Here is an 18,469-nt window from a genome sequence, read left to right on the forward strand (position 1 = left end):
GGGGAACCGATGCTTCTCATCCATTGCCCCTATTGCGAAGAGGCCCGTCCGGAGACCGAGTTCCGCCATTCCGGCGAGGCGCATTTGCAGCGCCCCGAGGGTTCGGCCGGCCTCAGCGACCAGGCGACCGCCGAACTCCTGTACTTCCGCTCCAACGAGCGGGGCCTGGTCTTCGAGCGCTGGCGCCACGTGCACGGCTGCGGCCGCTTCTTCAACGCCGCACGCCATTCGGTCACCGACAAGTTCATCACCACCTACAAGGCCGGCGAGCCGAAGCCCGAGATTGATGCCGAGGGGCGCCTCGTCGCGGCGGCGGGCTTCGACGCCAATGTCGAGCCCGGTGTCATGGGAGACGCCGAGCACACCCCGGTGGCCCGCACGGAGGCGCAGCAGTGACGTCCTATCGCGTTCCCGGCCGCGGCCGGTTGAAGAATGCCGGCCGCATCGCCTTCAGCTTCGACGGCAACCGCTATGACGGCCTCGACGGCGACACGCTCGCCTCGGCGCTTCTGGCCAACGGCGTGCATCTGACCGGCCGCTCGTTCAAGTATCACAGGCCGCGCGGCATCCTCGGTGCCGGCTCGGAGGAGCCGAACGCGCTGATCGAGATCCGCCGCGACAAGGCACGCCGGCAGCCGAACATCCGCGCGACGATGCAGCCGCTCTATCACGGGCTGACCTCGTTCAGCCAGAACCGCTTTCCCTCGCTCGCCTTCGATATCGGCGCGGTGAACGGGCTCCTGTCGCGCTTCCTGCCGGCCGGCTTCTACTACAAGACCTTCATGTGGCCGAAGTCGTTCTGGGCGAACGTCTATGAGCCCAACATCCGTGCCGCAGCGGGTCTTGGCAAATCGCCGACCGAGCCTGATCCCGACCACTACGCCAACCGCTTCGAACACGTCGACGTCCTCGTCGTCGGCGGCGGACCGGCCGGCCTTTCCGCGGCGCTTGCTGCCGGTGAGAGCGGGGCGAGCGTCATTATCTGCGACGAGGGCTCGAGTTACGGCGGCTGGCTGAAGGCCGAAAGCACCGTCACCATCGACGGCGTCGACGGCATGGCCTTCGTGGCGGATGCCGTCGCCCGGCTGAAGGCGATGCCGAACGTCCGGCTGATGCCGCGCACCACGGCTTTCGGCTACTACGTCCAGAACTTCGTCGGCCTCGTCGAGGAGCTGACCGACCATTTGTCCGAGCCCGATCCGGCGAGCGCGCGCGAGCGGCTGTGGCAGGTGCGTGCGGCGAAGGTGGTGCTGGCGACCGGTGCGATCGAGCGGCCGCTGGTGTTCCCCGACAACGACCGGCCGGGCATCATGCTGGCGGGGGCAGGGCGGACCTTCCTCAACCATTACGGCGTCAAGCCCGGCAACCGCGTCGCGGTGTTCACCACGCATGATGCCGCCTATGCCGCCGCCTTCGACCTGAAGCGCGCCGGCGTCGAGGTTCCCGCCATCATCGACCTTCGCGACGAGCCGGATGCGGCGCTGACCCGCGAGGCACGTAGCCTCGGCATCGAGGTGCTGACGGGCTATGGCGTCGCCGCGGTGCGCGGTGTCAAGCGCATCCGCGGCATCACCGTGTCTGAGACCCGGTCCGGCCAGGACCGTCGCGGCTTCGACTGCGACGCGCTGCTGATGTCCGGCGGCTTCACGCCCTCCGTCCATCTGTTCTCGCAGTCGCGCGGCAAGGTCGCCTTCGACGCCGACGTCATGGCCTATGTGCCGGGCGAAGCGGCGCAGGACAATGTCAGCGTTGGCGCCTGTGCCGGCGATTTCGACCTTGCCTCAACCATCGACAAGGCACGTGCCGCCGGCCGCGCGGCCGCTGGCGCCGATGCTCCGTCAGGCGCGGGCGTCACTGTCGAGGGTGCCTCGCATTTCCGGGGCGGCTCGGCCGGTGCGACGCCGGCGGCTGGCCCCGACACCTACGGCAAGGCCTTCGTCGATTTTCAGAACGACGTCACCGCCAAGGACATCCGTCTCGCCACGCGCGAAGGCTTCCGCTCGGTCGAGCACATCAAGCGCTTCACCACCAACGGCATGGCGACCGACCAGGGCAAGACGTCGAACATCCATGGCATCGGCGTCGCCGCCGAGGCGCTGGGCGTGACCATGCCGCAGGTCGGCCTCACCACCTTCCGCGCGCCGTTTACGCCGGTGACCTTCGGCGCGATCGCCGGCTTCTCCCGCGGCGACCTGTTCGACCCGATCCGCAAGACGCCGATCCACGACAGCGCCGAGGCCGAGGGGGCGGCTTTCGAGGATGTCGGCACCTGGAAACGGGCCTGGTATTTTCCGCGCGGCGCCTCGATGCACGCGGCGGTCAAGCGCGAATGCCGCGCGGTGCGCGATGCCGCCGGCATGTTCGACGCCTCGACGCTTGGCAAGATCGAGGTCTGCGGGCCCGATGCGGCCGAGTTCCTCGACCTCATCTATGCAACGCCGATCGCGAGCCTTGCCGTCGGCCGCTGCCGCTACGCGATCATGCTGAGCGAGGCGGGATACGTGATGGACGACGGCATCGTCGCCCGCATCGGCGAGCACCGCTACCACGTGACCACCACCACCGGCGGTGCGCCGCGGGTGCTGAACCACATGGAAGACTACCGGCAGACCGAGTTCCCGCATCTCCGGGTGTGGACGACCTCGATCACCGAGGAATACGCCACCATCGCCATCCAGGGCCCGCGCGCCCGCGAGATCGTGACGCCCCTGGTCGGCGGCATCGACATCTCGCCCGACGCCTTCCCGCACATGTCGGTGGCCGAGGGGACGTTCCTCGGCGTGCCCACGCGCTTCTTCCGCGTCTCCTTCACCGGCGAGACCGGCTTCGAGATCAACGTGCCCTCGCGCTACGGCCGCGCGGTCTGGGACCGGCTGCGCGAGATAGGCCGGCCGCTCGGGCTCGAGCCTTACGGCACCGAGGCGATGCACGTGCTGCGCGCCGAGAAGGGCTACATCATCATTGGCCAGGAGACCGACGGCACGGTGACGCCAGCGGACGCCGCGCTGAACTGGGCGGTATCGAAGAAGAAGGCGGACTTCGTCGGCAAGCGCGGCCTGACCCGCCCCGACCTCGTCCGGTCCGGCCGCAAGCAGCTGGTCGGGCTTCTAACCCGCAATCCTTTGACGGTGCTGGAGGAGGGCGCGCAGATCGTCGCAGATCCCCATCAGAAGGTGCCGATGACGATGATCGGGCACGTCACCTCGAGCTACTGGTCGGAAACGCTCGGGCGCTCGATTGCACTGGCGCTGGTGGCGGACGGCACTGCGCTGAAGGGCCAGACGCTGTTCGTGCCGATGCCGGACGAAACGCTCGCCGCCGAGGTGACCGCGCCAATGTTCTACGATTCCGAGGGGGAGCGCCTCCATGGTTGAGACCGTCATGACCGCCAGCCTTCGCAGCCTCGACCCGCTTGCCGGCCACTACGCGGCCGGACCCGGCGTCTCGCTCCTGCCGGTGCCGGCCCGGCCGAAGGTCAGCCTGCACGGCCACCCCGAGGCAACCGCGGCGTTGGGCACCGCGCTCGGCCTGTCGCTGCCGACCCGGCCGAAGACCGTCACCGAGACCGAAACGCTCGCCGCGCTCTGGCTCGGCCCCGAGGACTGGCTTATCGTCGGCGCGTCCGCGAATCCGGACGAGGCGGCAGGACTGATCGCCGCCCTCGAGGCGGCGCCGACGCCGGACGTTTCGGCCGTCGATGTCTCCGACCGCTTCATCGCCATCGCGGTCGAGGGGCCGGCGGCCGAAGCCGTGCTGTCGGCCGGCTGCCCGCAAGACCTTCGGCTGCGTTCTTTCCCGGTCGGCGTCGCTAGCCGCTCGCTGATGCAGAAGATCGACGTGATCATCTGGCGCCGCAGCGAGACCGGCTTCGAGGTTTATTGCGGGCGGTCTTTCGCGGACTACCTCTGGGCGCTGCTGGTTGAGGCAGCGCGCGCGCCGGCGGTCTAAGGTCGAGCTGCAGCGTTGATTCCGCCTCGACGCTCGTTGCCTGGCTGAAGGCCGGAGAGACGATGAAGGGGGCCGGCAGGATGCTAGTGAGGGGCGTTATTGGCATCTGGTGAGGGGCAGTATTGGCATCCTAGGCTTTCCGCGTCGTTCCAGACTTTGCGCGTCGCTGTCGCGGACCTTTCAGAATCGTCATCCCGGGCTTGACCCGGGATCCATTCCAAATCTTCAAACGAATTCACGCCGTTCGACATTCCCGCTTTTCTGAACCGGACCGCGATGGACCCGGAGAGGAATGGATCCCGGATCAAGTCCGGGATGACGAAATAGGTTGTCGGCGGGATGCTGATGGAGGCGCCGGCGGGGAGTGGCGAAGGAGGGGCGTCACAGCTTGAACCACAGCAGATAACGCGGCGCCGCGAACAAGTCTCGAGTCCGCAGCCCGCATTCCAGCGTTCTGGGGCATCTACCCCGCAGCCGCCTACCGCACCCGCATGCCCTGCGCAGCGTCGAAGTGCAGCGTCTTGTCCGACTTCGGCAAAGGCGTGTCCGCCGGGCCGATGCTGGCGCCGAACTTCCAGTCGGGCGGGCAGATGGCGACGTAGCGGGCGTAGCCGCCGAGACCGCCCTGGAATTTCGGATAGCCGATCGCCACCAGCGCGCCGGTTTCCGGCACCTCGTCGAGGTTGGCGACACCTTCCGCCTGGGCATAGCCGTTGTGCATCAGCCAGTACTCGCCCTCGAGCGTTGGCGTTGAGTCGGTGTCCAGCGGCTCGTGGCCGTGGAACAGAATCTTGCGCTGCTCGTGCAGGAATTTCAGGGCGTCGAGCGAGACGCCGGGAAACTGCTTCAGCTTGGCGAGCGCCGGGTCGGGCCAGGTCTTCGACCAGTCAGAGCGCACGAACACCACCGACCCCTCCGGTATCCGCCCGTGCGCTTTCTCCCATTCCTCGATGTCGGCGACCTTCAGGTGATAGTTCGAATCGGTCTTCAACTGCTCGACGATCGAGATGACGGCGAGCGGGCGCACCGCATAGGTCGGCGGCAGCTCGTCGATGGCGGGATATTCCGGTGCCCAGTGGGCGGGCGGATCGAGCTGGGTGCCGAGCTGGTCCGTCTTCAGGCTGTACTCGGTCGCCTCGAAGCCATGCTTCTCATAGGTGTAGACGTCGCCCTTCTTGGCGTAGTTCTCGATGTCCGAGCCGGCCTTGGCGGGCGCAAACGTCGCATCGGAGAAGCCGGACCAGACGGGGATGGTGGGGGTGATTGTGTGCGTTAGGTCGACGTATTTCGCGCCCTTCAGCGCGCTGTCGTAGACGCCCCACAGCCCATCGGCCGCCGTGGCGGCGGGCACTGCCGCCAGGAAGATCGCCGCCGCCGCCATCAGATTGGCTGAAATTTTCATTCGGTATTCTCCCCTGACCATCGTCTCACAGACCCAGTGAGGCGGAAAATCCTGGGGTTGTCGAGGGGCGCGAGCTGGCCGTCCGGCCGCGATGCCAAGGGCGGTGTAAGGTCCCGGGAAAGCTCTTAGGCCTCGCTGCCGATGGCGAGAATATGGTTGTCCCAGAGCACGGGCTTAGACGGCCTCCGGTCGGCGCCGGAGGCGAGGTCCAGGACGTCGCCGCGGCCGCTGGTGGCGAGGAAGCCGGCGCCGGCTGCGGCGAGCCCGCAGCCGTCGGTCAGCGTAAAGCGACCGGCGGCGGCCCCGGTCGCGGCGTCGACGGTGAGGATGGTGCCGCCGACGGGCGAGGCGAAGGCGATCCGGCTGCCGTCGGCATTGGCGGCGACCGAGCCAACATAGTTCGACAGCGCCGCCAGCGGCTCGGGGGCGATGTCGATCATCCTCAAGTCGGCGCCCCGCGCGGCGAAGCCGACCAGCGGCGGCGTATCGGTCGAGCTGCCCTCGTACTGGCAGCCGAACCAGACGCGGCTGCCGGCATCGATCGCGAGATGCCGGATCGACAGCTGGTGCTGCGCGGCCGGCAGGCGGTGCTGCTCGAGGAGCGCGCCGGAGCGGCGGTCGATGAAGACGAGGGAGGGTTCCATCGTCGCGATGTTCAGCTTCTGCCGGCCGTAGTCGGGATAGGTCTCGATGCCGCCATTGGCGACGACGATGGTCTCGCCGTCCGGCATCAGCAGCGCCTCGTGCGGGTCCATGCCATGCGTCGGGTATTCGCCAATGCGCCGGAAGCCGTCCGCGACGTCGTAGACCCCGATGAGGCCGGCGGCGGTTTCGATCTCGTTCTCCGTGGCATAGAGCAGCCTGCCGTCCGGCGAGAAGAAGCCGTGGCCGAAGAAGTGGCGGCCTTCGACCGAGGTGATGGTCTGCAGCGTCCTGCCGCTCTGGGGATCGAACACCACGGCAAAGGTGCGCGGGCGGCGGGCGAAGGCGACCGCGCGCTGCGAGCGGAGGTCGAAGGTGACGTCATGACCGCGGTCGGGAAGGTCGATCATCGACAGAATCTCGCCCCGCTCGGAAAACACCGCGCAGCCGAAACTGCCGTCGGGCTTCTGGCAGGCAGCGCCGAAGACGGCGCTGGTGCGGTCGAAAGCCTCGGCGGCCTGCGGCGCCAATCCGGCGAGAAAGACGGCGCCGGCACTGCCCAGAAAACTGCGGCGGTCGATGAGCTGCACCTTCAGTCTCCGTCGAGCGAGGAGAAGCCGGCGCTGAGGCCGAGGGCCGGGGCCAGTTGCTCGGCGAACCGGCGTTGCAGGCTGTGGGTCAGCGCAAGGATCTCCTCGACGCGCGGCCTCTCCGCCGGATTGCCGACGGCATCCGGCAGCGACACGACGAGCCCGGCGAAGAGCCCGTCGGCTTTCTCGAACTCGGCCGAAATCTCCGCACCGACGGCGCTCTGTTTCGCAGGCAGCAGGCCAGCGATCCTGGAAGCATCATAAAGCGCCTCGAGGCCGGCGACATTGGCCTGGAGGCTAGCCTTGGCGAGGCCGGCGCGGGGATAGATCAGCGTCTTCGGATTGGCCTTCTCGATCGATTCCCCGAGTGCCGGGTTGAGGCGCAGGTCGCGCGTCGCCTCGAGGCCGTGGATAAAGATGCCGGCGATCTCCTGCAGGGAATCGTCGAGGCTGCGATAGGCCGGGTTGGTCGGCTTCGGATCGAGCATCGCGCCGGCGATGCCGTCGGGCGCCTGCCAGCCGGCGGCGATGGCGGCGGTTTCTGCGGCGATGTTGGCGGTGATCGCCGCGCCGAAGCGGCAGGCATAGCCGCCCTCGGCCGTCGCGAGTTGCCCCGCATCGCTGCCGAACAGCACGAATTCCAGCGCGTTGAGGCCCTGCACGGCGACGCTCTTGGCCCGCAGGCCCTTCGGGTCCGTCGCCGCCGGGTCCTTCTGCGCGAGCAGGGCCTGGACCTGGCGCAGGGCGACACCGCGCCGGTCCGGCCAGAACAGGATGCGGTCGATGCGGCTTTCCTCCATGATCGGGCCGAAGCGGACGAACTCGATGCGCGAGAAGCTGCCAATCAGCGCGGCAAAGTCGGCGCGCGACCGGTCGAGCGCCGCGGCCGAGGGCGCGTCGCAGAGCGCGGCCTGGTCTGCCTCGATCTTTGCCGCCGTGGCGGCGAGATCGGCATAGGCCGGCCGGATATACCCGTCGATCGCGCCGCGGACGACGTCGATCTTGCCGAAGGCATGGGTTGATGGCGCGACTTGTGCGGCGACCGGACTAGTGACTGCGGCCCAGAGAAGGATGGCCAGCAGCAGGGGTGGGCGAAGGGGCATCACAGAGATTCCAGAAAGGCGAGGAGGGCGTCGCGATCAGCCTCGGCGGCGCCGGCGAAACGGTCGCGGGCCGCCTGAGCCTCGCCGCCATGCCAAAGGATCGCCTCGGTGAGATTGCGGGCGCGGCCATCGTGCAGGAAAAGGGTGTGGCCGTTGACGGTCTTGGTCAGCCCGACGCCCCAGAGTGGCGCGGTGCGCCATTCCCGCGGCCCGGCATCGCCGTTGGTGGCGCCGTCGGCAAGGCCCTCGCCCATGTCGTGGACGAGGAAGTCGGAATAGGGCCAGATCAACTGGAAGCGCTGCGGCGGGTCGAGCGCGGCACGGCTGGTGACGAATTTCGGGGTGTGGCACGCGGCGCAGCCACTGGCGTAGAATAGCTGCTTGCCCTTGAGCACTTCGGGCCGGGCGATGTCGCGGCGGGCGGGAACGGCAAGATTCTTGGAGTAGAACGTGACGAGATCGAGCACGGGATCGGGCGCTTCGACCTCGCCGAGCCGCGCCTGCACGCCGTTCGGGGCATCGCGGCAGACCGACTGGGCGATCGAGCACTCGCCGAAACTGTCGGTCACCAGCGGTGTCGAGATGCCGATGTCGCCGGAGAACGCCTCGGCGGTCTGCGCCTTGATCGTCGGGGCACTGGCCTTCCAGCCGAAGCGGCCGAGCACCGGCGCGCCGGTCTCGGGATCGCGCACCATGCTCGCCTTGCCGGAAATGCCATCGCCGTCGGCGTCCTCCGGGTCGGCGTGCGCCAGGATGTCGGCGGCCGGTATCTCTTCGACGAGACCGAGCCCGATCATCGGTGGCGCGACCCGCGGCGAGAGGATGACGTCCGGCGCCATCGGGCCGTAGCTGAGGTCGCTGACGCTATAGGTAGGGTGGCGCAGGCTGACGACGCTGCCGTCGCTGAGCGTCACCGGCGTCTCGGCATAGGCGATGCGCATCCGGCCCTCGGGCTTCAGCCCGGGAATGGCAAAATTCTGCAGCTGCCCGCCATAGGTCGGCTCGGGGATGCGCAGCATCGACTTGTCGGCGAGGGACGCCTTTTCTTCCGCGGTGTGCGGGGGCACGGAGAGGCGCAGGAACATCGACACCGCCGGCTCGTCGCCAAGCGGCGGCTGGCCGCGGCCGTCCTTCAGATGGCAGCTCTGGCAGGAGCGCGCGTTGAACAGCGGACCGAGGCCGTCCGAGGCCTCGGTCGAGGAAGGCGACGACACCCAGAATTTTCGGAACAGCGCATTGCCGAGCTTGAACGTGTCCTCGCCCTCAAAGGGCTGGTTGGCGGCGATCTGGCTGAAGATGTCGCGGTTGACGATCTTCTTCGTCGTGCCGGCGCCGCCGGGGAGGGCCTCGAACGGCTCGGGCTTGGTGAAGTCGGTGGAAGGCCGGGTGACGGCGGCGACGCGCTTGAGGTCGGCCGGCGTCAGGTCGTCGCGCACCGCCGGGCTCCCACCCAGCGCCGCGATGACGGGGAGCGACGCGGATGCGGCCGAAAGCGCCGCCAGCATCAGGATGTTGCGCAAGGTGGACATGGACGCACGCCGTTTCGAACGCGCCGCGACCGCGGCGGCTGGGTGGTCTTAGCGGGTTGGTGCGGGCAAGGGAGCCGGGCAATTGTCGCACCGGCTCTTGTCCGGCCCGCCCCAGCCTACTGGAAGACGGCGCTTTCATTGTCGAGGCTGTCGGAGCCCTCGATCTTGACGTCCTTGATGTCGAGCGCCGTGACGGCCCGCTCGATCGTCCGCGTCTGCGCGACGAGGCCGTCGATGCCGGCCTGGACACGTTCGTTGCCGGCCTCGTTGCCCTCGGCGATCTGCTGGTCGTAGGCTTCGCCGCCCTCGGCGGCCTTGGCGATCGCCTGCATGGCGGCGACGGTGGCGTCGAGCTTGCCCTTCAGTTCGGTGTCGACCTCCGATGCCTTGGCGGCGACGAGATCGGAGACCGAGGGGCCGGTCATCGTCGTGCCGTCGAGCCGGGTGTAGCTGCCGAGATAGACGTTGCGGATGCCGATGGCGTCGTAGAGGTGCGAGACGTGCGTGTTGTCGGAGAAGCAGTCATGCTCTTCCTCCGGGTCGTGCAGCAGGAGGCCGAGCTTCATCCGCTCGCCCGCGAGTTCGCCATAGGAGAGCGAGCCCATGCCGGTGAGGACCGCCGAAATGCCGGCTTCCGGGTTGTCCAGAAGCGCCTTGCGGGCGTCCCCGTCATCCTTCCAGTGGCCGACCATTTCCTTGAGATCGGCGACGAGGAGATCGGTCGCCGCTTTCAGGAAGGCGCCGCGGCGATCGCAATGGCCGTTCGTGCAGTCGGTGGTGGAATAGTCGGTGGCCTTGCGGTCGCCGGCGCCTGGGCCCGTGCCGTTGAGGTCCTGGCCCCACAGCAGGAACTCGATCGCGTGGTAGCCAGTGGCGACGTTCGCTTCGACGCCGCCGGCCTCCTGCAGCTTGTCCTGCAGGAGTTCCGGGGTGATCGTGGTGAAGTCGACGGCTTCGCCGGCGATCTCGGCTTTCGGGTTGGCGATGATGTCGGCGACGTAGAGCGGGTTGGAGTCGGACTCCTTGCCGTAGGCCGGCGCGACGTAATCGATCAGGCCCTCGTCGAGCGGCCAGGCGTTCACTCGGCCCTCCCAGTCGTCGACGATGGGGTTGCCGAAGCGGAACGCTTCCGTCTGCTGGTAGGAGGGGCGCGCGGCGCGCCAGGCGTTGCGGGCCGCCGCCAGGGTCGCCTCGGTGGGCGCCGCGATCAACGCATCGACGGCCTGATCGAGCGTTTCGGCCGAGGTCAGCGCATCGCCATAACCCGCCAGCGCGATGTCGGCGTAGTGCGCGAGGACGGCCGGCATATCCGGCGCCTTGGTCTCGGCGGCGGCGCTACCGAAGCCGAGGCTGATCGCGGCGAGGCAGACACAGGCCAGCCGTCTGGCGTGGTTCGAACGGTGGCGCATTCCATCCTCCATCAGGGCAAGGCCCCGGCGTGCGTATCCGAGATCGGCCTTCACGGCCGCAGGTTCGACCGTTCGTGATAGAATTCGCTAGAATTGTTGACCGTTATTGTCAAGATTAGTTGTGGCAGCCGCCTGAGCTTCAGTTTAGAGCCGTTCTACTTTGGACTTTGCTGCCGGCGCGCCGATCGCTGGCAAACGGTCATGGCGTAAGCTGCGATCGCCATCGCCACACCGCACGATCATTGGCCGAAGTCCGCAAAGCTTTCGAGGGTGTCGGCCGCTGACGTCCAGAGAAGACGATGGTTTCAGGACAATGTCAGCGCAGATGTGCGGGCGCCGGACAGATCTTTGTCGCATCCCTTGGGCGCGATAGCGTGCGCTGAGAACCGAAGTTCGGCTTTCAACCGATTTTAATATGGCGACCACGGTGGCCACACCTTTACGCGACGGTGTGCGCCACCCAAAAGAGGGCCCATTACCGTCTTCGCCGCTGGCGAGGTCTTTGCGTCCACCGAAAGAGGCACCATGCTGAGAACCGATACCGTCCGCAAAATCCTGTCCTGGTACGAGGGCGAGACCCCCGGCCTGAAGAGCAACCTGTCGCGTCTCCTGATGCACGGCCGGCTGGCGGGCACCGGACGGGTCGTCATCCTGCCGGTCGACCAGGGCTTCGAGCATGGTCCGGCCCGCAGCTTCGCGCCGAACCCTGCCGCCTACGACCCGCACTACCTCTACGAACTGGCGATCGAGTCCGGCGTGTCCGGCTATGCCGCGCCGCTCGGCCTGCTCGAGCAAGGCGCCGACACCTTCGCCGGCGAGGTGCCGACGATCCTGAAGCTGAACAGCGGCAATTCGCTCGCCTCCGGCTCCAACGATCAGGCCTTGACCGGCACGGTCGAGGACGCGCTGCGGCTCGGCTGCGTCGGCGTTGGCTTCACCATCTATCCCGGCTCCGACAGCGCCTACGACATGCTGGAGGAACTGCGCGAGATCAGCTTGAAGGCCAAGTCGCGCGGCCTGATGACCGTGGTCTGGTCCTATCCGCGGGGCGGGCAGGTGTCGAAGGACGGCGAGACCGGTCTCGACATCATCGCCTATGCCGCGCACATGGCGGCGCTGATGGGCGCGACGATCATCAAGGTGAAGCTGCCGACGGACGTCATCGACCTCGCCGCGGCGAAATCGACCTACGACAAGTCGCCGATCGCCAAGACTGCGGCCGACCGCGTCCGGCACATCATGCAGGCCTCGTTCGCCGGCAAGCGGCTGGTGGTCTTCTCCGGCGGTGCTGCCAAGACGACAGAGGAACTGATGGCGGAAGTACAGGGGATCCGCGACGGCGGCGGCAACGGCTCCATCATCGGCCGCAACTCGTTCCAGCGCCCGAAAGACGAGGCGCTGAAGCTGCTCGACCAGGTGATGAGCGTCTACGCCTGATCCAGTCTGACCTTGCGGAAAGGGCCTGTCGACATTGTCGGCGGGCCTTTTCGTTGACGATTAAATGTTTGGGAACAGTTGCCGCCGATGTGAGAGGAATGCTCGGCGACATCAGCCTAGACTGAGCCAATGAACAGATCTCGCCTCCCTGCTCGACACTGGCTGGCCGTCGCTCTTACGGCCACCGTCCTCTGCGGGGCGAACGGGACGGCGACGGCGGCTGAGCTTCTGATGTTCGAGCAGGCGGCCTGTCCATTCTGCGCGGCCTTTAACCGCGAGATCGCGCCGGACTATCCGCAGAGCAAGGCTGGGAGCCTGGCGCCGCTGCGCCATGTCGACATTCACGAGAGCAGAACCGGTGGCGTCGAGGGCCTCGACCCCGCCATCTTCACGCCGACCTTCGTGCTGGTCGACCATGGAAAAGAAGTCGGCCGGATGATGGGCTATCCCGGCCGACGTTACTTCTACCCGGAGATTCAGGGCCTGCTGGACAAATTGCCGCAGGCCTCGAATTAAGGCGCCCCCGAAGGTGTTTTGGCGCCGCCAAGGTCAGTTCGCGGGCGCGACTGTGGCCCCTGTCTTGTCGAAGCTCTTGAGGTAAGCGATCACCGCGGTGATCTCCTCCGGCTTCTTCAGGCCCGGAAACGCCATCTTGGTGCCCGGCACCAGCTTCTTCGGGTCCGTCAGCCATTCCGTGAACAGCGCATCGTCCCAGGCAGGATGCGCCTCCGCGAATTTCTTGAAAGCCGGCGAGAAATTGTAGCCCTCCGCCGAGCCCACAGGCTCGGTCGTGACGCCGTTCAGCGTCGGGCCGACCTTGTTGGTTGCGCCGGGTCCCACCGCGTGACAGGCGCGGCATTTGTTGAAGACCTTCTTCCCGGCCTCGACGTCGGCTGATTGCGCCATCACCGGCGCGGAAAGGCCGACCACAAAAAGAGCGCCGGCCATGATTGTCGTGAAACGCATGCTTCCTCCCGAATGTTTGCTGGTGCCACCCGACACGAGCATATGAGAGCCATTCCAAACTTGGCAATCCGGGGACCTCACGGACAACGTCCACGGTCGTCACAAGGCGCCCTCATCGAATCGCAGAGTTCACCTCTTCGCGCGCTGAAGTCTCATGTACCGCTCCGCAGAAGAGCTCGTCTCGGTTACGGAGGTCATGACAAGTCTGTGAGACTGCAGTCATCCGCTGTCCGCGCCATCCTGCAACACTGCCAAAAAACTCTACTTATTTCAGAAGCTTAGAATCTTACTTCGGAAAGTCGGAAGGTTGCCCTGCGAAGTCGCAGCGTGGCAGGCAAGCCACACGTCGCAGGCGAGCGGCCGGAGGGGGATTGAATAAGGGCAAGCGGGGCGGCTTTGTGGCGACAGGATGTTCGAGATTAGTCAACGCCGTTTTACGGTCCTGGCTGATGACCGGGCCGCCGCATCGAGTTGCCGCGCCGCGGCCCTAGGAGAATAAACATGAAGCGCTTTGCCCTTTTGCTGGCCGCCGGAACCGCTTTCGTTTCGCCCGCTCTCGCTGCCGACGTGATCTACGAAGAGCCGCCGGCGCCCGTCGCCATGGCCCCCGTCCCGACCTGGACCGGCTTCTACATCGGTGTTCAGGGCGGCGGTGCGTTCAACCCGAACAACCCGGACAACATCAACGTCGACACCTCGTTCGGCACCCCGGTCGTCGTCGGCGGCGTTGACCAGTTCACCTCGAACTACTCCTCGTCCTCCGATTCGAGCTTCATCGGCGGCGGTCACGCCGGCTACGACTACCAGATGGACCAGTTCGTCCTCGGCGCCGTGATCGACATCAATGCGGTCGACTTCTCCCGCAAGGCCGGCGTCGTTTCCCGTACCGCCGACGCCTTCTACAACGAAGAGCGCAGCATCGATTACCTCGCGACCGCCCGCCTGCGCGCCGGTTACCTGGTCACGCCGATGGCGCTGGCCTACGCCACGGGCGGTCTCGCCTATGCCGACATGGACTACAAGTTCGAGACCAATTCCGGCTCGGCCGCGGGCGTTCGCACCCGCAGCGACGAGGACGATTTCGGCTACAGCGTCGGCGGCGGCATGGAAGTGAAGCTCACCGACAACGTCTCGTTCGGCGCGGAGTATCTCTACACCAACCTCGGCGAGGGCGACTCCTCGGCGACCTTCACCACCGGCCCGTTCGCTGGCGCCGCCGGCACCGGCACCACCCGGTTCGACACCAAGGAAGACTTCGACTTCCACACCGTGACGGCCAAGGTCTCCTACCGCTTCAACTAAGTTCCCCGCCGAAGCGGCGCATTTCCTCAACACTTCGTTACCCGCCGGGCGCTCCGCCCGGCGGGTTTTTTAATTCAAAATCAACGGTCCCGGCTTAGGAAAGGTTTACCAACGCTGCCTTAGCGAAATCGAAGTGTGACACTTCAGCAACGGCAGCGAGGTTATCAAAGGGACCTGTAGCAACGTTTCCCGCGGAACCACATTTGGCCACAAGACGGGTGCATCTCGCCCTGGTCAGAACTTCGGTTGGCCTTACGAGGGAAATGCCCACCGATCGAACGTCGCAACCTGCGGCACATACAGTTTGGAGTAATAATCATGAAACGTTTCGCTCTGCTTCTCGCATCCGTCGCCTTCGTCACCCCGGCTCTCGCCGCCGACGTGATCTACGAAGAGCCGCCGGCACCGGCGCCGATGGTTGAAGCCGCCCCGATGTACAACTGGTCCGGCTTCTACGTCGGTGGCCAGGCTGGCGTTGCCTTCAACCGCGACTCGGGCGCGTTCTCCTCGGAGAATTCGGCTTTCAACGGCGGCAATGATGGCGGCGAGACCGGCTTCATCGGTGGTGGCCATGTCGGCTATGACTACCAGATGGGCAACTTCGTCCTCGGCGCCGTTGCCGACCTGAACTACATCGACGCGAACGCCGACTCGTCGTTCTCGATCGCCAACAACCCGCTCCAGGGCGGCGACAGCCGCTTCGGCGTTGAGACCGACATCAACTACGTCGGTACCGTCCGCGCCAAGGCTGGTTATGCCATGGACCGCTTCATGGTCTACGCGACCGGTGGTCTCGCCTACGCCGACATCGACAGCAAGGTCCGTGGCGGCAATGCCTTCAACGGCGCGAACGACAGCTACGCCGTTTCGGCCCGCAGCAAGACCGACGACGTCGGTTACGCGGTTGGCGCCGGCTTCGACGTCCTGGCGACCCAGAACGTTTCCTTCGGCCTCGAGTACCTCTACACCGACCTCGGCAAGGCCAAGACCACGGTTGACTTCGACGCGATCAACGATCCGGCGAACAGCTTCTCGGCCACCTCGAAGTCGGACCTCGACTATCACTCGGTGATGGCCAAGGCTTCCTACCACTTCAACTAAGAAACGGTTTGCCGGGGGCTCGTCCCCCGGCTTAGCCTGGACTGCAAGAGCCCGTCGGATCGTTTGATCCGGCGGGTTTTTTGTTGTCGGTTCAGAGCGGCGGCAGGCCGAGATCGCTGCGGCGGGGAAGGTCGGCGCCGCGGCGGGCGCAGGTGACGGCAGCCGCGCGGATGGCAAAGCCCAGGAGCGCCTGCAGCCCCGCTTGGTCCATCGCCTCCAATGCCGCTCGGCTCAGCGCGCCATTCTCCTTCAGCATGGCAAGGGTTGCCGCCTGGAAGGTGTCGCCGGCGCCGACGGTGTCGACCACGTGCACCTTGAGGCCCGGCACCTCGGCCGAGGTACCCTTCGACGACAGCGCGATCGCGCCCTTTTCGCCGCGGGTGATCACCGCGAGACTGGCTCCCGCCGACACCCAGTCCGCCATGACGTTCTCCAGCGACTGGCCGGGATATAGCTGCGATAGGTCTTCGTCGCTTGCCTTGATCAACGCCGCCGAGGGGCCAAGTTCGGCGACCTTGGCGCGCCACTGGTCGAGGTCAGGCACCACGGAGGCGCGGATGTTCGGGTCATACGAGATAAAGCGGCGGTCCTTCTCCTGTGCGACGAGCTTTGACAGCGCAGAGGCTGTCGGTTCGCTGACGGTGGAGTAGGAGCCGGCGATATGGATCGCCGCGAGTTCTGCCGGAAAGTCGGTGGGCACCTCGGCGGGCTCGATGGAACGATCGGCGGTGCCCTCGGTGTAGAAGGAATAGGTCGCCGACCCCGCCGGCGAGAGAGCGACGATGGCGAGCGTGGTGTTGCGCTCGGTCGGGATCAGGAAGCGCTGGTCGATCGCCTCGCGCTCCATGAAGGCGCGCAGCCGCCGACCGAAGAGATCCCCGGACATCTTGGTGAAATGCGCTGCCGGGTGGCCGAGGCGCGACAGCCCGAGCGCGACGTTGAGGGCCGAACCGCCGACCACGGCATTGAGGCCGATGCGGGCAACGTCGGCATCTGGATCGGCAAAGACATCGAACAGGGCATCGCCACAGCTCAGGAACATGGTGCTCTCCTCCGCGGGCGCCCGGGGGTCGCCCTGATGTCACCGCGCTAGCAGGAAATTTCGGCGGCGAAAACCGCCGACGTCCGGGTTCACGCCGTATCGGGGAGAAAGGCGAAGGTGCCGAAGGCCGGGATCTTGATGCCAAGCCGGCCGGGGTCGATGCCCGCCACGAGACCGAGGAAGTTAAGCTCTAGCCCGGCCGAGCGTCCGACGGTCACGCCGGCATAACCGAGGAGCGACAGGCGGAGGTCGCCGCGATCGGCATCGTAATAGGCGAACTGCCCTTCGCTGGGGTAATCGCGGCCGACCGCCAGGGGCGACAGGGTGGCGGTCAGGCCCGGCACGTGGCGCAGCACATGGGCAATGAAGGTGTTGGAGTTCGGGCCGGGGAAGATGTGATAGCCGCCGGCCTGGGCGAACGGGTAGGCGGCAATGGCGGCGCGGATGCCGGGGATCAGTGCCTCAGCAGCTGGACCGTTGCGCGCAAGGATGACGCGCGGCGCGTTGGAGTACCAGCGGCCATCCGCCGGGTAAGCGTTGCGGCGGATGGGCGAGCCCCAGCCGACCTTGTCCCACCGCTCGTAGGACGTCTTGCCGGGGTTCTTGACGACGATCCAGGAATGCTCTGACACGGCACCCTTCAACCCGCCTGTGCGGGCGGAAAGAACGTAGACCGCGGCCTCCTCGGACGCGTCCGCGACCGGCAGGACGCCGGCACTCGTCCAATCGGCGTCGCGCCAGGACGCCGGATGGCTGCCGCCCCACCACAGCAAGGCGGCCAAGGCGACGGGGGCGATGTAGACGAGGAGGACGAAAAGAAGAAGGAATTTCAAGGGGCGCATCCGTGCTCCGGGAACTGTGTTTCTCCCGAAACATGGCAACGCAGGGGTAGCGCTGCTAGAGCTCGGCAGAGACCCACAACGGCGAAAGTTGGCAGCATGAGCAATCCCATCCTGGTAGAAGTGACACGCGGGTCCCTGGTCGAGAGCCGGCACCGCGGCGCGGTCGCCGTGTCCGACGCGATGGGGCGTATGGTTCACCAGACCGGCGACGTCTCGGTGCCGGTCTTCCCGCGTTCGGCGATCAAGGTGCTGCAGGCGATCCCGCTGATCGAAACGGGGGCGGCGGATGCGTTCGGCTTCGGTGACCGGGAACTATCGCTCTCCTGCGCCTCGCATGCAGGCGAGGCCGGCCATGTCGCGCTGGCCACCGACATGCTTGGCCGCGCCGGACTCGATCAGACGGCACTGGAATGTGGCTGCCACTGGCCCTTCGCGCTCGACAGGGCCTTGGCCATGGCGCGCGACGGCGAGACGCCGACGCCGCTGCACAACAACTGCTCCGGCAAGCATTCCGGCTTCCTCTGCACCGCCGTGCATCTCGGCGAAACGACAGCGGGCTATGTCCATTCGGCGCATCCGGTGCAGCAGCGGGCGCGCGCGGCGATCGAGGATCTCACCGGTTGCACCTTGGGAGAGGACGTCGAAGGCACCGACGGCTGCTCGATCCCGACCTATGCCGCGCCTGTTGCTGCATTTGCGACGGCTTTTGCCAAGCTCGTCTCCGGCCAGAATGTGGCGGCCGAGCGGGCGCGGGCTGGCCAGCGCCTGATCGCCGCCTGCATCGCCGAGCCTTGGTACATGGCGGGCACCGGGCGCGCCTGCGTCTCGCTGATCGAGGCGGGCAAGGGTCGGGTGTTCGTCAAGACCGGCGCCGAGGGCGTGTTCTGCGGCGCGGTGCCGGAACTCGGTTTCGGCTTTGCCTTGAAGGTCGACGACGGCGCGACCCGCGCTTCGGAAGCCGCGGCCGCCGCGACGCTCGCGCAGATGTTCCGCGGCCATGATCCGGTGATGGCCGACACCTACGCCGATCTCTCCCGCACGACCTTGCGCAACTGGGAAAAGACGGTCGTCGGCGAGGTGAGGGCGGTGCCCGCCTAAGCGGTAACTCCCCTCTTCACGGCGTGGAGGCCAAGCGGCGGCAGGACATCATGCCGGC

Annotated in this window: 16 protein-coding genes; 8 read left to right on the forward strand and 8 right to left on the reverse strand. The window is 66.7% G+C overall.

Annotation, left to right across the window (positions count from 1 at the left end):
* The first annotated feature begins 9 nt into the window (after positions 1-9).
* From ACZLZQ_RS10050 to ACZLZQ_RS10060, 3 genes are read left to right on the forward strand one after another with little or no spacing between them, the layout of a single operon-like run.
* Complete coding sequence (locus ACZLZQ_RS10050; RefSeq protein ID WP_472949266.1) at positions 10-396, forward strand: sarcosine oxidase subunit delta; 387 nt, start codon at positions 10-12, stop codon at positions 394-396.
* Positions 393-3,374 carry a sarcosine oxidase subunit alpha family protein gene (locus ACZLZQ_RS10055; protein WP_472949267.1) on the forward strand — a complete coding sequence of 994 codons (2,982 nt, stop codon included), beginning with the start codon at positions 393-395 and terminating at the stop codon, positions 3,372-3,374. The genes ACZLZQ_RS10050 and ACZLZQ_RS10055 overlap by 4 nt, the downstream gene beginning before the upstream one ends.
* On the forward strand, positions 3,367-3,948 hold the full coding sequence (locus tag ACZLZQ_RS10060) for a sarcosine oxidase subunit gamma (RefSeq protein WP_472949268.1): 582 nt from the start codon (positions 3,367-3,369) through the stop codon (positions 3,946-3,948). Before ACZLZQ_RS10055 ends, ACZLZQ_RS10060 begins: the two co-directional genes overlap by 8 nt.
* Positions 3,949-4,426: 478 nt before the next feature.
* Here ACZLZQ_RS10060 and ACZLZQ_RS10065 read toward each other — a convergent pair whose 3' ends face one another.
* The 5 genes from ACZLZQ_RS10065 to ACZLZQ_RS10085 all read right to left on the reverse strand — a co-directional run bounded on the left by ACZLZQ_RS10065 (position 4,427) and on the right by ACZLZQ_RS10085 (position 10,623).
* Entirely contained in the window at positions 4,427-5,350 is a 924-nt protein-coding gene (locus ACZLZQ_RS10065) for a cyclase family protein (protein WP_472949269.1), read from the reverse strand.
* Between the two features lie 125 nt (positions 5,351-5,475).
* On the reverse strand, positions 5,476-6,582 hold the full coding sequence (locus tag ACZLZQ_RS10070; RefSeq protein ID WP_472949270.1) for a DUF1513 domain-containing protein: 1,107 nt from the start codon (positions 6,580-6,582) through the stop codon (positions 5,476-5,478).
* A 2-nt stretch (positions 6,583-6,584) separates the two neighbouring features.
* The gene (locus ACZLZQ_RS10075) at positions 6,585-7,685 is read right to left on the reverse strand and encodes an imelysin family protein (RefSeq protein WP_472949271.1); all 1,101 of its coding nucleotides are present in this window, start codon (positions 7,683-7,685) and stop codon (positions 6,585-6,587) included.
* Positions 7,685-9,214, reverse strand: a complete 1,530-nt coding sequence (locus tag ACZLZQ_RS10080; protein WP_472949272.1) for a di-heme oxidoreductase family protein — start codon at positions 9,212-9,214, stop codon at positions 7,685-7,687. Before ACZLZQ_RS10080 ends, ACZLZQ_RS10075 begins: the two co-directional genes overlap by 1 nt.
* A gap of 116 nt (positions 9,215-9,330) precedes the next feature.
* On the reverse strand, positions 9,331-10,623 hold the full coding sequence (locus tag ACZLZQ_RS10085; RefSeq protein WP_472949273.1) for an imelysin family protein: 1,293 nt from the start codon (positions 10,621-10,623) through the stop codon (positions 9,331-9,333).
* A gap of 525 nt (positions 10,624-11,148) precedes the next feature.
* Between ACZLZQ_RS10085 and ACZLZQ_RS10090 the strand changes: the two genes are divergently transcribed.
* Positions 11,149-12,060, forward strand: coding sequence for a class I fructose-bisphosphate aldolase (locus ACZLZQ_RS10090; RefSeq protein WP_472949274.1), 912 nt, complete (start codon positions 11,149-11,151; stop codon positions 12,058-12,060).
* A 231-nt stretch (positions 12,061-12,291) separates the two neighbouring features.
* Positions 12,292-12,576, forward strand: a complete 285-nt coding sequence (locus ACZLZQ_RS10095) for a thioredoxin family protein (RefSeq protein ID WP_472949275.1) — start codon at positions 12,292-12,294, stop codon at positions 12,574-12,576.
* Positions 12,577-12,609: 33 nt separating this feature from the next.
* Here the strand turns inward: ACZLZQ_RS10095 and ACZLZQ_RS10100 are convergent, their stop codons facing one another.
* Positions 12,610-13,026 (reverse strand): c-type cytochrome, encoded by a 417-nt coding sequence (locus tag ACZLZQ_RS10100; protein WP_472949276.1) that lies wholly within the window; start codon positions 13,024-13,026, stop codon positions 12,610-12,612.
* Positions 13,027-13,527: 501 nt separating this feature from the next.
* Here ACZLZQ_RS10100 and ACZLZQ_RS10105 point away from each other — a divergent pair.
* Positions 13,528-14,328, forward strand: coding sequence for an outer membrane protein (locus ACZLZQ_RS10105; RefSeq protein ID WP_472949277.1), 801 nt, complete (start codon positions 13,528-13,530; stop codon positions 14,326-14,328).
* 318 nt (positions 14,329-14,646) lie between these two features.
* Entirely contained in the window at positions 14,647-15,429 is a 783-nt protein-coding gene (locus tag ACZLZQ_RS10110; RefSeq protein ID WP_472936163.1) for an outer membrane protein, read from the forward strand.
* 91 nt (positions 15,430-15,520) lie between these two features.
* On the opposite strand, the gene ACZLZQ_RS10115 is transcribed toward ACZLZQ_RS10110, so the two are convergent.
* Together ACZLZQ_RS10115 and ACZLZQ_RS10120 are read right to left on the reverse strand one after the other, a co-directional pair.
* Positions 15,521-16,471 (reverse strand): carbohydrate kinase family protein, encoded by a 951-nt coding sequence (locus tag ACZLZQ_RS10115; RefSeq protein ID WP_472949278.1) that lies wholly within the window; start codon positions 16,469-16,471, stop codon positions 15,521-15,523.
* An 89-nt stretch (positions 16,472-16,560) separates the two neighbouring features.
* Positions 16,561-17,313 carry a DUF3750 domain-containing protein gene (locus tag ACZLZQ_RS10120; RefSeq protein WP_472949279.1) on the reverse strand — a complete coding sequence of 251 codons (753 nt, stop codon included), beginning with the start codon at positions 17,311-17,313 and terminating at the stop codon, positions 16,561-16,563.
* A gap of 96 nt (positions 17,314-17,409) precedes the next feature.
* Here ACZLZQ_RS10120 and ACZLZQ_RS10125 point away from each other — a divergent pair, with 96 nt between their 5' ends.
* Positions 17,410-18,411 carry an asparaginase gene (locus ACZLZQ_RS10125; RefSeq protein WP_472949280.1) on the forward strand — a complete coding sequence of 334 codons (1,002 nt, stop codon included), beginning with the start codon at positions 17,410-17,412 and terminating at the stop codon, positions 18,409-18,411.
* Positions 18,412-18,469 lie beyond the last annotated feature (58 nt).

Source organism: Mesocryomonas lacus, from assembly GCF_055730105.2.